Below are 14,585 nucleotides of genomic sequence, written 5' to 3'. Positions count from 1 at the left end.
AATTCCGATTCTGGCTCGAAAACCTCATATTCTGGCACGCAAATTTCGATTCTGGCTCGAAACCCCCTTATTCTGGCACGCAAATTCCGATTCTGGCTCGAAAACCTCTTATCTGGCACACAAATTTCGATTCTGGCTCGAAACCCCCTTATTCTGGCGCGCAAATTTCGATTTTGGCTCGAAACCCCCTTATTATGGCAGGCAAATTTCGATTCTGGCTCGAAAATCCCTTATTATGGCAGGCAAATTACGATTCTGGCTCGAAAATCCTTATTCTGGCGCGCAAATTTCAAATCTTGCTTGAAAACCCTTCATTCCCGCGTGATAATCTTAATCCCTAATGGCAAAGTGCTTTTTATCATATCTTACTTTTTTAATTTTGCTACGAATTTTTCAGTAAATGAAAACGGTTTTAAAAATGTTGACAAAGATGTATATACAAGTTAGAATGAAAGCGTAATCAAAATATGTATATACAAGTTAAAGAGAATAAGTGGGTTTATATTAGAATGTTAGGGGGAGAAAAAATTGAGCAAATATAAAGATCCAGCACAAGAACTTCTGGACCATATAGGAGGCAGTGATAACATTTCTGTTGTAACACATTGCTCGACAAGAATGAGATTTGTGTTAAATGATCCGGAAAAAGCAGATATTGATCAGATTGAGGAGATTAAGCTTGTAAAAGGAACATTTACTCAGGGAGGTCAATTTCAAGTCATTATCGGCAATGAGGTTTCATCATTTTATAATGAATTTATCAAAATGGCAGGTGTCAGTGATACATCGAAAGAAGAAGCAAAAGTCGCTGCCAAGCAAAATATGAATGTTTTGCAAAGATTGATTTCGCATCTTGCAGATATTTTTACTCCATTAATTCCAGCCCTTGTTGTGGGAGGGTTAATTCTTGGCTTTCGAAATGTGATTGGGGATATTGAGTTATTAGAAGGGGGGACCAAAACGTTAGTTGAGGTATCGCAGTTTTGGTCGGGGGTACATGCTTTTCTTTGGTTGATTGGTGAAGCGATATTTCATTTCCTACCGGTCGGTATTACGTGGGCTGTTGCAAGAAAAATGGGAGCTTCACAAATTCTTGGAATCGTTCTAGGGATTACGCTAGTCTCTCCACAGCTTTTGAATGCATATGGAGTTGCAGGAGGTTCAGAAATTCCATTTTGGGACTTTGGCTTTGCGCAAATCGAGATGATCGGATATCAAGCGCAAGTTATTCCAGCTATTTTAGCAGGTCTAGTTTTTTCATTCTTAGAATTGAAATTACGTAAAGTAGTTCCAAATGCAATTTCCATGATTGTCGTCCCATTCTTATCATTAGTACCAACTGTTTTATTAGCTCATATCGTTCTTGGTCCAATTGGCTGGAAAATCGGCTCTTTTGTATCTGAAATTGTTTATTCTGGTTTAACTTCAGCGTTTGGCTGGTTGTTTGCAGCTGTATTTGGATTTGTCTATGCACCACTCGTTATTACAGGCTTACACCATATGACGAATGCAATCGATCTGCAACTTATGAGTGAACTCGGCGGAACAAACCTTTGGCCGATGATTGCATTATCTAATATTGCGCAAGGATCAGCTGTACTTGCGATGATTTATATTAATCGAAAAGATGAAGAAGAAAAGCAAGTATCTATTCCAGCTGCTATTTCCTGTTATTTAGGCGTAACGGAACCAGCGATGTTTGGAATTAACTTGAAATATGGTTTTCCGTTTTTAGCGGCGATGATCGGTTCTTTAGTTGCTGGGGTTATTTCAGTAGGCAGCAATGTCATGGCTAACTCGATCGGGGTTGGCGGAATTCCTGGAATTCTTTCGATTCAAGCTAAATTTATGCCAGTATTTGCTATAGCAATGGTTGTTGCAATTGTCATTCCTTTTGTATTAACGATCATTTTTGCTAAAACAAATACCGGAAAAATATCTTTTAAAAAATCTCGTTCCATAAAAGCATAAAAACAAAATAAGAATGTCCTAGATAAGGGTCAGCCCCCAGCTCGAAAAACACAATAACTGTGTATAGAGTGTGAGGCCAGACCCTTTCTGAGACAATCTTTTTAGTGTTTAAAGAAATAATGACTAACCTAGAAATGGCGGTGTTCAAGATGAATGAATGGTGGAGAAAGTCTACTGTTTATCAAATATATCCGAAGAGTTTTAATGATACGACCGGTAGTGGAGTTGGCGATATTCAAGGAATTATTGAGAAGCTTGATTACCTTAAAAAGCTTGGTATTGATGTGATTTGGCTGACACCTATTTATCAATCTCCACAGCGTGATAATGGCTATGATATTAGCGATTATTACTCTATTCACGAAGAATACGGAACGATGGAGGATTTTCAGGAGCTTCTAGCTAAAGCGCATGATCTAGACATTAAAGTAATCATGGATCTTGTTGTCAACCATACGTCTACCGAGCATAAGTGGTTTAAGGAAGCCGCCGCATCGCTTGATAGTCCATATCGTGATTATTATATTTGGAAAGACCCGAAAGAGAACGGTGAGCCCAATAATTGGTTGTCCAAATTCGGTGGACCGGCTTGGAAGTATGATGAAAAAACGAACCAATACTTTCTCCATCTCTTCGATGAGACACAAGCAGATTTAAACTGGGAAAATCCAAAGCTTCGTCAAGATGTTTATCGAATGATGAATTTTTGGTTTGAAAAAGGAATTGACGGTTTCCGACTTGATGTCATTAATTTGATTTCAAAAGATCAAAGTTTTACAGATGATGACGGCTCCATTCTTCCGGGGGATGGTCGGAAATTTTATACAGATGGACCTCGGGTTCATGAGTTTTTACAGGAAATGAATCGCGAAGTATTGTCTCGTTATGATAGTATGACAGTCGGTGAAATGTCCTCGACTTCAATTGAAGACTGTATCCATTATTCCAAACCCGACCGTAAAGAGTTAAGTATGACCTTTAATTTCCATCATTTAAAAGTTGATTATCCGAATGGTGAGAAGTGGGCAATTGATGATTTTGACTTTTTTGCATTGAAAAAAATCCTCTCAACCTGGCAAACTGAAATGCAGCGCGGGGGAGGTTGGAATGCATTGTTTTGGTGCAATCATGATCAACCCCGAATCGTTTCCCGTTATGGCGATGATGGGAAGTATCACAACCAATCGGCGAAAATGCTTGCAACAACGATTCATATGATGCAAGGTACCCCATATATTTATCAAGGTGAAGAGTTTGGTATGACGAATCCGAAGTTTAATCATATTGAGCAATATCGTGATGTTGAAACCCTTAATCATTATCGAATCATGAAAGAGGCAGGACGGACAGAAGAAGAGATCCTTACGATCTTTCAAGAAAAATCACGTGATAATTCACGGACACCTGTACAATGGAACAATCAACTTCAAGCAGGTTTTACAACAGGAACACCTTGGATACCTGTCGCTGATAATTATTCTGATATTAATGCAGAAAAGGCGATGGAGGATCAGGATTCAATTTTCTACCATTATCAAAAACTAATTGCGCTGCGTAAACAATACCCGATTATTACGGATGGGGAATACCGTTTACTAGAGGGAAATCATCCTAAACTTTTTGTATACGAACGAGTGTTAGAAAATGAACGATTACTTGTGATCAATAATTTTTATGGAGAAGCGGCCGAGCTATCAATCTCTTCGGTACAATTGAGTGATTATCAAAATGAGATTTTGCTTTCGAATGTGGATGCTCCTGAACTGGCTGTGAATATGGAAATTGGACCTTACGAATCTTTTGTTTATCATTTGAAAAAGAAATGATAAGATTCAATGGTAGAGCTGTCTTTCTAGAACATATTTGAATTAGTTACTGATGTAAAGCCTATCTCTTTTTCTCGTAATTCAGGGGAACGGAGCATTACAGTTTGTTAAAGCGGCATCAAATGAGAATGGTGATAAGAGATGAAATATAATAAATTTATGAAAATTTATGAAGATATAGCTAGTCAAATTAGAGATGGTCGAATTGAAGGAGGGGCATTGCTACCTTCTGAAAATGAGTTAGCTGATTCATACTCCGCATCAAGAGAAACCATCCGAAAAGCATTAAAAATGCTTTCTGAAGACGGCTACATTCATAAAGTACAGGGAAAAGGTTCGATCGTTCTCGATGTGACCAAGTTTGATTTTCCGATTTCAGGACTCGTCAGCTTTAAAGAACTTTCGAAAAAAATGGGTCAACGTGCAAAAACCTATGTCGAAGAGCTTGAAAAAATCAAACCAAGTTATGACTATAACGACAAAATGAAGCTTGGGAAAGATGAGTTAGTCTGGAAAATCAGCCGTGTTAGAGAAATAGATGGTGAGCGAATTATCTTAGATAAGGACTTACTCATTGAAAGATATGTCCCATCACTTACGAAAGAAATTTGCCAAGACTCTATATACGAGTATCTTGAAGGAGAGTTAGGACTCACCATTTCTTTTGCAAAAAAGGAAATCACGATTGAAGAACCGTCCATGGAAGATCGCCGCTATTTAGACTTGGAAGGTTTTCATAATATTGTAGTCGTTAAAAACTATGTATACTTGGATGATGCTAGTATGTTTCAATATACTGAATCACGCCATCGACCAGATAAATTTCGATTTGTCGATTTTGCGAGAAGGAAATAAGGAAAAGATGTATGGTTAGCAACAACCTTACTTCAGAGATATAATCAGTAAATCTTATACTTAAACACGAGGGTGTCTCATAAGGGTCTGACTTCGCACTCTAAATCAGTATGTAGTGTTTTATACACGTAGCATAACACTGTATTTAGTTGTTGGGAGGTCAGACCTTTTGCATTGGGGCACCCATGTTTTTTTTGCTTTACCAATATTTACTTACAATAACTCCCTCCACATATCCAGTTTGAATGATGGAATACTACATTAGATTACATCTACTTGAAAGTTAACTATGGAAGATTTTCAAATGATGAAAATATGGTGGTGGGGATGATTGTGAAAAATATAGTCGTGTTTGTTCTGTTATTATACGTATTTACTTTGGTTCAATATGTTGAGAAGGCTGATGGTTCTATGTTGGCTACGAATGGTAGTTCATTTGATCAGCAACTTCTTCATCTGCTAGCAAATAAAAAATTATCTGGAGCCATTTCGGGCATTAGTATTCGAAAAGCAGTGACTGGTGAAGTTATTTATGAGCGTGGTGGAGATATTAGGTTGCGCCCTGCTTCGAATATGAAACTACTAACGGCTGCAGCAGCACTGGAAACGCTTGGTCAAAATTATGTATTTACAACAGAACTGTATATAGATGGAGTAATCAATGGAGATGTTTTGACTGGTAATTTGTACATAAAAGGTAAAGGGGATCCAACGTTACTGCAATCAGATCTAGATACACTTGCTACAATGATCAAAAATAAAGGAATTAAAACGATTGTCGGTGACGTGATTGGCGATGACTCTTGGTATGATCATGAACGATATTCAGCCGATATGATTTGGAGCGATGAAAGCGAATATTACGGTGCAGCCATTTCAGCATTAACGATTGCGCCGAATCAAGATTATGATTCTGCTACAGTCATTGTCGATGTAGCTCCAGGAATGAATGTTGGCGAGGGTACGACTGTGGAAGTCAAGCCGCACACAGATTATCTCAAAATCGTGAATTTAGCGAAAACGGTATCGGCAGATGGGAAGAAAGAGCTTAAAATCATACGCGAGCATCGTAGTAATACCATTACAATCACTGGCACGATCCCTGTTAAATCAAGCCGGATGAGACAATGGGTGGCATTATGGGAACCAACTGTTTATACGACTCATGTGTTCAAAAATGCTCTTTTAGCCCAAGGAATTCAACAAGTTGGTATCGTAAAAGCAGGAAAAGTACCAAATCAGGCAAAACGACTTGCAACGCATGATTCAATGCCATTAGCTCAGCTGCTCATCCCTTTTATGAAACTCAGCAACAATGCACATGCTGAACATTTGGTAAAAGAAATGGGCAAAGTCATTTATGATGAGGGGAGCTGGGGAACAGGGCTTAAAGTGATAGAAAGCACCGCTCAATCGCTCGGAATGAACACCGCATCTCTCAAACTTCGTGACGGCTCGGGTATATCACAAATAAATTTAATTTCGGCCAATGAACTGACGAAATTATTATATGCCGTTCAAGACAAAGGATGGTATCCTGCTTTTGTACATTCATTGCCTGTGGCAGGAGCTAGTGACCGGTTTGTTGGTGGTACACTGAGGAATCGGATGAAAAATACTTTTGCATCAGGAAATGTTCAGGCAAAAACGGGTACACTGACAGCAACAAGTGCTCTTTCCGGCTACGTGACAACAAAAAGCGGTGAACGTTTCATTTTCTCAATCCTATTCAATAATTTCGTCGATGGGGATTCCATTACAAAAATACAAGATGATATTGTAATCTTATTGGCAGATCAAGAATAAATTGGACCCGACACAAAAGGGCAGTGCCGGGTTATTTTGGTGTGAGGAACAGGGGGATAGAAAAATTCGATTCTTTCACACGATAAATTAGAAACCCTTTCTAGATTTAACCGTAAATAATAGATAGAAGGGGGAGCTAGAATGGATAATCAAACTTTGTACTTTAATGATAATTTTTTCTCTTCAGGAAAAACCATTATTTATAATGAAAATAAAATCCAAGTGGGAGAATTGGATTTAAAGAGCGCATTTTCTTCAAGTGTAGATGTGTTGAATCAGACAGGAGATGTCGCTGTTAGTGGAAAATTTCGAACACTTCGAAATAGATGGGTCGTGACAGATTATCATCAAAATGAGCTCGGAGAATTACGCCAAAGATTTGCTTTCCTCTCCAAAAAATATGAATATGACGCAGGTAAACGGGGAGTGTATGAGATTAAGTCTGAAGCTTTTTCCCGTCAATACGATATCTATGATAGTAAATCCAAGCTTATTGCAAAGTTTGAGAAAGTGAGCGGATTCTTCTCATCAGCGGCGTATCGCTTAAGCTCATTCGAGGAATCCATACCTGCTTTGGAATGGATTGCGGTCGTGATGGGAGTGAACGCGATAATTAAACGGAATAACAGCGCAGCGGCGAATAGTGGCGGTTCTTCGTAATCGTCCAATGTTTTTGAGAGGATTGAAAAGATCATGTAGATCCTTCAGACCTCTCTTTAAATTTGCTAAAAATATTCTATTCTGCAATATTAATAGCTAATAGTAGGAAAAAGATGTGAAAATAAATTAGATCTTTGTAGAAGGGATGATCAGTATGTTTCAAACATTAGAACAATTAATTGAAAATCCGGTCTTTTATTTTTTTAAGGAGATTTCCAACATTCCGAGAGGTTCTGGAAATGAAAAGCAAATTAGCGATTATTTAATTGGTTTTGCACGGGAGCGGGGTCTTGACGTTGTTCAAGATGAAGCACTTAATATCATTATAAAAAAACCAGCATCAAAAGGATATGAAAATGCACCGATAGTCATTATTCAAGGACATATGGATATGGTATGCGAGCTGAATAAAGGAACTGTCCATGATTTTGAAAAAGATCCAATCGAATTACGAATCGAGAACGATATGTTGTATGCGAGCGGGACAACATTAGGAGCAGACAATGGCATTGCGGTTGCCTATGCACTTGCTTTACTTGATGCCGATCATATTGCACATCCTGCTCTAGAAGTAGTTATTACTACTGAAGAAGAGACGACAATGAAAGGGGCACTTTCTGTTGACCCAACGCACTTCAAAGGGAAAGTATTCATGAACCTTGATTCTGAAGAAGAAGGCAAACTGCTTGTTAGTAGTGCCGGCGGGATTTGTGGGAAGCTAAGTCTTCCAATCAACTGGGAAGTCGCCCCTAAAGATGGCGATTCATACCATCTAACCATTGGGGGACTGCGCGGCGGACACTCTGGCATGGAAATTGATAAGGAAAGAGGAAATGCCAATAAATTGCTGGGTCGCATTTTATATGACATATCCAATGAAGTTGCGTATACATTAAGTGGAATTGATGGCGGTTTGAAGCCCAATGCTATTCCTCGGGAAGCAGAGGCCACTCTTGTAATTGAACGAGACGCTATTGAAAAGTTAACAAAGAAAATAGCTGAGTGGAATGAAGTGTTGAAAAATGAATTACAAGCTGCTGACCCAGGTGTATATGTAAAGCTTGAAAAATCCGCCTTGGCAGAAAACGTATTTTCGAAAGAAACGAGCGAACGAGTTGTACAAGCAATTATGTTAACACCATCTGGTATCCAAAGTATGAGCATGGATATTAAAGGGTTAGTTGTGGCTTCAACCAATTTAGGTGTTATCACGGCAACTGATTCGGAAATATATTTTCTTAATGAAATTCGCAGTTCGGTAAGAAGCTTAAAAGAACATATTTTAAATCAAGTAAAGGTCATTACACAGACTATAGGCGGCAAGGTTGAAACGAGTGGGGACTATCCTGAGTGGGCATATCAATCAGAATCGGCCATTCGTGAACTGTGTAAAAAAGTATATGAAAAGAAATATGGAAAAGAAGCAGAAATCATTGCTATCCATGCCGGTATTGAATGCGGCGTGTTTACTGAGAAGATTCCAGGCCTAGACGCCATTTCTTTCGGTCCTGATATGTTCGATGTCCATACGCCAAATGAGCATCTCAGCATTCCATCCACAATCCGTACGTGGGAATACTTGCTCACCGTACTCAAAGAAATGAACACACTGAGTTAAAGGTAGATAGGTGTCAATATATAATTGAGCGAGAATAGCACTTTATTTTTTGATAAATGAATCTTGCCATATCTAGTAATAGGGGCGGACCTCACACACTATACATCATGTTTCGTGTCAATTACACGTCAAATAAACGATATATAGTAGGTGTGAGGTCTGCCTTTTCGTTTGGGATAGTCTGTTAAAACAAGCCAATCGAATATTTATTTAAGATGGATTCAATGTATGTCGGGGTAAGTAACTTGAATTTTAGACATGTAATCCCCCTGTGCTATATACCTAATTTATGAACGAATGGTTTACGAACTGCCTAAAAAAGATACTTTGTTTAACGTCAAAACAAGGAAACAATTAGAATGATTTTTTTGTACACAAAGGGAGTGAGATAAAGTCAAAAAAAGTTTGAGCAAAAAACTATAAAATCGGAATATTCGATAAGTTAATGTTGACAATTCGGGTATGAATTAATATAATTGTGGCAATATGAATTGAATGCTGATGGAAAGCGAGTGAGAGAAATGGCGAATCAAATTGAGAATGCACAATTAAGCTTTGGACAGAAAGAAGCACCTGTAAAGGTTGAAGTGTTTTTAAATTTAACATGCCCTTACTGTGCTACATTTTTTGGGATTGCGGAAGAGGTTTTGAAAGACTACTTAGATAATGGGCAAGTTGAATTTATTGTCAAACATTATGACAAGCCTAGAGAGATGCTGTTAAATGGAACTTTAATTAACCTCTTCCTAGATTATGAAAAACCTTCACGCGTGAAAGAAATTTTAAAGGAATTATTTGCAACACAAGGACAGTGGGATCAATTGAACAATCAAGATATCAAAAATCTATTAGCAGAAAAATATCAATTAAAAGAAGAACCACAAAATACCGAAATTAGCTTGAATGTAACTGCAGAGGCTATTCGTAGAAACGTGAAAATGGTGCCTACTGTATTTATCAATGATAAAGAATATCAATATCCTACGGAATTATCGGCAGATGAATTGAAATCGACAATTGAGGCGGAATTAGAAACTAGCGTATTCACTAGCTAAATCCCGCGAATTTAACTCCTAACAAAATAAGAAAAGAGACAAGCAGACAAGAAATTTTGTCTGTTTTTTTATTTTACCTCTATACTCAATCCCATATTGAACATAGCATGGCACCTTCACTTGATTAGTTTTGGTTTGGAAAGTCTAAGGAAATGTCAACAACTGAGTGTGATGAAAATAAAAGAGACTAGTACACTCACTCCGAGGTTAATATGTCTAGCTATTAAGTGAATTTGTTAATCAATTGTTGATTATTGTTATGGATTAACAAATTGTACCGTTATTTACAATCACTAATAAATGAAATCAATTAATATGGGATTTAAACAGGTCGCATCTCAAAGACTACTTTGATAATGCTACTTTATTACACTCACGGATGTCTTAGATTAATTTAGGAAATAAATCGAATAAGTCTGGAGGTGTTTAATCATAACGAGAGAACAATAATAACAAATTTTAACACAGTTCAAACAAGAAGATTTGCGTATTTCAGAACACAGTAACAAGTAATATGCTTTTAAAATGGACCGTCTATCGTTACATAAAGTCATGAATTAGGCAGGTCAGGATGGTAAACAGGGAAGTAGAAAGAGCTCTTATAACTAATATACGAGGAGAAAAGCCATGGAAGCATTAAAACTTAATGAAGTACCTGAAAAGCATAAAGAAAAGGAAGGTAAAAGTGACAAGGCGTCTATTTATCGAATTGTTTGGAGATGGCACTTTTACGCAGGACTTATATTTTCTCCATTTTTAATTATTTTGGCTTTTAGTGGGGCTGTATACTTATTCAAGCCACAAATCGAATCATTTTTATATCAGGATCTCTACTATGTGAAAGAGAGTCATTCATCTGTGATTCCTCCCTCAGAGCAGATAAATCGGGTAAAAGAAGAGTACCCTGAAGGGATTGTGAATTCGTATAAGACATATGATGATCCATTACGAACATCAGAAATAAGTATTTCTAGTGAAGGGCAATCACTTTCGGTCTTTGTAGATCCATACACAGGTTCCATAAATGGTTCACTACAATCAGAAAAGAAATTTACAGAGATATTTAAAAAGCTGCATAGCGAATTAATAATAGGTGGTACATTCGCCAACCGCTTGGTGGAACTTGCGGCATGTTGGTGTGTGATCTTGCTTATAACTGGTTTATATATATGGTGGCCTCGTAATAAGGCATCTATTTGGGGGACTGTTCTACCTAGATTCAACAAGAAGGGCCGGATATTCTGGAGGGATATGCATGCTGTTCCTGCCTTTTGGTTATCTATCTTCGTTTTGATTTTAATAGCGACAGGGCTTCCCTGGTCTGGAGTAATGGGTGAACAAATAAACCGTTTCGCTACTGCAACTAATACTGGAACGCCTCCTTTTGCTTACAGCTGGGATGCAAAACCAGAGTCTATTATTAGAACGAGAGATGTCGCACAAGATGGACCATGGGCAACTGAAAATTTAGCCGTGCCTTCATCTAAAACAAATAGTAATTCGACTATTTCACTAGAAGACGTTACTTATATAGCTGGAAATAACAAGGTGGAAAAACCATATACCATATCTATGCCACAGTCTGAAAAAGGCGTATATACTATTACAACTTCCCATACAAAACCAGGTGATAATGCGACATTAAACATTGATCAATACAGTGGAGCTGTATTAACAGATGTTCGCTTTAATGATTATGGGATTACCGCAAAGGCCATAACAGTCGGCATTGCTTTGCATGAAGGAAGATTATTTGGATTAGCCAATCAAATCATCGGCCTCATTGTCTGTATGGGATTAATCGGGGTTGTCATTAGTTCATATATCATGTGGAAAAAACGAAAACCTTCTGGTAAATTAGGTGCCCCTTCTAAAGTTCATGATAAGAAACTAACTAGAACGGTATTTTTTATCATGCTAGCATTAGGAATTGTCATGCCCTTAGTTGGTATTTCTATCATTTTGGTGTTTTTATTAGATCGTTTCGTTATACCCAAATTTAAGCCGTTAAGAGGGTGGATGAATTAATACAAGAAGAGAGGGTATCAAGTGCCATGAGAAAATGTTTTTTCATACTATCAGCATTTATACTTATTTGTATCATTAGTGGATGTAATATTACTAGCAGTACCTCTCAAGAAAAAATGAAAGTGATTGAAGCTGACATCCTACTTCCTGATGTTGTTTCGCTGAATCAAGAATGTATATTCAAAGTTCATGTAACGCAGGGTTCGAGCAATGTAGATGATGCACAAGATGTTCAATTTGAAATTTGGAATTCTACCAGCACTCAAGATAGTGAAATGCTTCAAGCTAAGTTGATAGGTAATGGAACATATACTGTTTCTAAACAGTTTAGTCAAGATGGAATCTATTATGTTCAAACTCATGTTACTGCTCGGGGACTTCATGTCATGCCTAAAAAACAATTTATGGTTGGGGAAGTCTCAAAAGAGGAAATAAAAGCTTTAATAGAAGAGCCTGTTAAGAAAAGTAATCATCAAGGTCATCATCATTGAAAGATTGATTTTGATAGAGCGATGTATGACAACACCGGTATATTTTCCATATTATTATCGGTTATCCGGTAACATTGGTAGGAGAAATTATTGCCTTTTTATTCAATTGTGTAATAATATCACCAAATTCACCAATTTTTCACATATTTCATCCTGCATCTACTTGTTATATCTTCTAAACTTAAATAATCTTAAAGGGAATCTAGATGAGAGCGAGGACACTAAGCTATGAAAATAATGAATTACATAATGCTTCTCCTCGTTTTATCATTTTTCCTGCCAGCTGTATCTGAAGCAGAAGGCACTATACAATCCAAAATCAACGAGGCACAAAAGGGTGCAGTGATTGAAATAGAAGAGGGAGAGTATGAGGAGACATTGGTTATTACCAAGCCAATAACTCTAAAAGGAAAGGGTGAAATTCTTCTTCGATCTTGTCTATCGGAGCCGGTAGTTACCATTAGCGGTGAGTCAGTTACTCTAAAAAATATTAAAGTGGAACACTGTGGAGATGAAAAAGAAGCTACCGCCATTTATGTTACTGGTTCCAATCATAAACTGGAGGGAATTGCTATTGAGACGAAGCGTTTCGGTATTAGACTTGATAATGCGAATGGCGTAACGATCAAAGATAGCGAGATTGTTGGAAGGAAGCAAGGCAATGGGATTGATTTATGGAAATCCAATCAGAATAAGTTTGAAAACCTTAAAATTAACAATGTTCTGGATGGAATTTATTTAGAGAAAAGCGACGGGAATACTATACATAGAAATGATATCCAAAGATCTCGTTACGGTTTGCATCTTATGTTCTCAAATGAAAATGTACTTGAAGAAAATGCCTCTAGAGCAAATATAACAGGGACAATGTTAATGGAATCAAAGCGGACAGTCGTTCGTAATAATAAATTTTTGTCTAATAACAAAAGTGTGAATGCACAAGGACTGTTAATTTATTTGTCTACTGACACTGAAGTGACTGGAAATGAGTTTATTTCCAATCGTGTAGGCATTTTTATTGAAGAAGCTGAAAACAACCGAATAGATACCAATAAAATCATGGACAATTTTATCGGGGTACAATTTAAAAAATCGAATGAAAATAAGGTAATACGTAATACATTCGTTGGAAATGTCAATGATGCACAGGCAATAGAAAGTGCAAATAATCAAGTTAATGGGAACTATTGGGATGCAGCAAGCAAGATTGATGTAAATGGAGATGGAAAGAGTGAAATTGTCTATAGCGCTGATCCGTATTTTCTTACTTTGACAAACGCAGTTCCCGAATATCAGCTATTTTTTCAAACACCAGGACTTATTCTGTTACAAAATATATTGAAAAGCCCGGCTGACCAGTTGCTTACAGACTCAGCCCCTTTAATGAACATGACGCTTGAAGTCGAAAAAGAAAAATCAACGAGTTTTAGTTTATGGGTTATAAGTGTAGTAATGATTTTATCCAGTTTTAGTTTATTTATATTTGGGAGGAAAAGAAGATGAAGAAAAAACTGCTTAGTTTTATTGTATTGGCAGGATTAATAATGATTCTTGCAGCGTGTGGAAATGATAAAGCACAACCAGTTTCAATTAATGAAGCAACGGACACATGTGAAACATGTAATATGGCTGTTATTGACAACCAACATGCTACCCAGATCATTTTAGAAAACGGAAAATCTATGGTCTTTGATGATGTAGGTTGTATGTACGAATGGGTAACAAAACATGAAAATGAAAAAATTGATGCTCAATTTGTCCGTGATTATCATGATGAAGAGTGGATTCTAGTGGACGATGCAACTTATGTATACAATCAATCAGTTAAAACGCCAATGGCTTATAATGTAATATCATTTAAAGATAAAGCTACTGCAGAAGAGTTTGCTGCAGAAAATGAAGGTAGCACGATAATGACTGCCAACGATTTAGCTGAACATGATTGGAAGCAAAAGGATGACAAAGCGAACCATTCACATTCACACTCAGACGATGAAAAAGATGATCATAGCCATTCTCATTAAAAAATAGAGGGCCGGATCCGTTTTCGGAAGGTCCTTTTTGTATGAGGATATGGGGCGGGGCTGCGCGACTTATTAATATAGCCAATCTTTTTATTAAGTATACTAATTTCACCTTAGAAATTCCGGCTTCGCACCGCCACCATTATGATCAGGTGAGTGTAGCGTACTACTTGATTAATCCTTCATAGTAAATGGTGGTGTAATAACGCCATATTCGTTTTGTATGAGGGACATGGGCAAGATATTTATGG

Annotated in this window: 11 protein-coding genes; all 11 read left to right on the top strand. The window is 37.3% G+C overall.

Translation table 11 applies throughout. The features are described from left to right. Positions 1–528 precede the first annotated feature (528 nt). Positions 529–1,971, top strand: coding sequence for a PTS system trehalose-specific EIIBC component (gene treP, locus HNP81_RS09005; protein ID WP_182502377.1), 1,443 nt, complete (start codon positions 529–531; stop codon positions 1,969–1,971). A 149-nt stretch (positions 1,972–2,120) separates the two neighbouring features. Continuing rightward, entirely contained in the window at positions 2,121–3,797 is a 1,677-nt protein-coding gene (gene treC, locus HNP81_RS09000; RefSeq protein WP_182502376.1) for an alpha,alpha-phosphotrehalase, read from the top strand. 141 nt (positions 3,798–3,938) lie between these two features. Continuing rightward, positions 3,939–4,652, top strand: a complete 714-nt coding sequence (gene treR / locus HNP81_RS08995) for a trehalose operon repressor (RefSeq protein WP_028389864.1) — start codon at positions 3,939–3,941, stop codon at positions 4,650–4,652. Between the two features lie 327 nt (positions 4,653–4,979). Continuing rightward, a complete protein-coding gene (gene dacB / locus HNP81_RS08990; RefSeq protein WP_220478534.1) occupies positions 4,980–6,458 on the top strand; it encodes a D-alanyl-D-alanine carboxypeptidase/D-alanyl-D-alanine endopeptidase in 1,479 nt (492 codons plus the stop codon). Between the two features lie 141 nt (positions 6,459–6,599). Then, positions 6,600–7,118: an LURP-one-related family protein gene (locus tag HNP81_RS08985; RefSeq protein WP_034300177.1), complete on the top strand. Its 519-nt coding sequence runs from the start codon at positions 6,600–6,602 to the stop codon at positions 7,116–7,118. Positions 7,119–7,272: 154 nt separating this feature from the next. Further along, complete coding sequence (locus HNP81_RS08980; protein ID WP_182502375.1) at positions 7,273–8,736, top strand: aminoacyl-histidine dipeptidase; 1,464 nt, start codon at positions 7,273–7,275, stop codon at positions 8,734–8,736. Positions 8,737–9,257: 521 nt separating this feature from the next. Beyond that, positions 9,258–9,791, top strand: a complete 534-nt coding sequence (locus HNP81_RS08975) for a thioredoxin domain-containing protein (RefSeq protein ID WP_028389868.1) — start codon at positions 9,258–9,260, stop codon at positions 9,789–9,791. A 627-nt stretch (positions 9,792–10,418) separates the two neighbouring features. Beyond that, complete coding sequence (locus tag HNP81_RS08970; RefSeq protein ID WP_182502374.1) at positions 10,419–11,819, top strand: PepSY-associated TM helix domain-containing protein; 1,401 nt, start codon at positions 10,419–10,421, stop codon at positions 11,817–11,819. Next, the gene (locus HNP81_RS08965) at positions 11,807–12,310 is read left to right on the top strand and encodes a FixH family protein (protein ID WP_182502373.1); all 504 of its coding nucleotides are present in this window, start codon (positions 11,807–11,809) and stop codon (positions 12,308–12,310) included. The genes HNP81_RS08970 and HNP81_RS08965 overlap by 13 nt, the downstream gene beginning before the upstream one ends. 228 nt (positions 12,311–12,538) lie before the next feature. After that, a complete protein-coding gene (locus HNP81_RS08960) occupies positions 12,539–13,813 on the top strand; it encodes a right-handed parallel beta-helix repeat-containing protein (RefSeq protein WP_182502372.1) in 1,275 nt (424 codons plus the stop codon). Next, on the top strand, positions 13,810–14,334 hold the full coding sequence (locus tag HNP81_RS08955; protein WP_182502371.1) for a nitrous oxide reductase accessory protein NosL: 525 nt from the start codon (positions 13,810–13,812) through the stop codon (positions 14,332–14,334). Before HNP81_RS08960 ends, HNP81_RS08955 begins: the two co-directional genes overlap by 4 nt. The last annotated feature ends 251 nt before the right edge of the window (positions 14,335–14,585 follow it).

Source organism: Peribacillus huizhouensis, from assembly GCF_014138605.1.
GTDB lineage: Bacteria > Bacillota > Bacilli > Bacillales > DSM-1321 > Peribacillus > Peribacillus huizhouensis.
The sequence above is the reverse complement of the archived record's forward strand: the minus strand, read 5'-3'. Positions and strand labels throughout refer to the sequence as shown.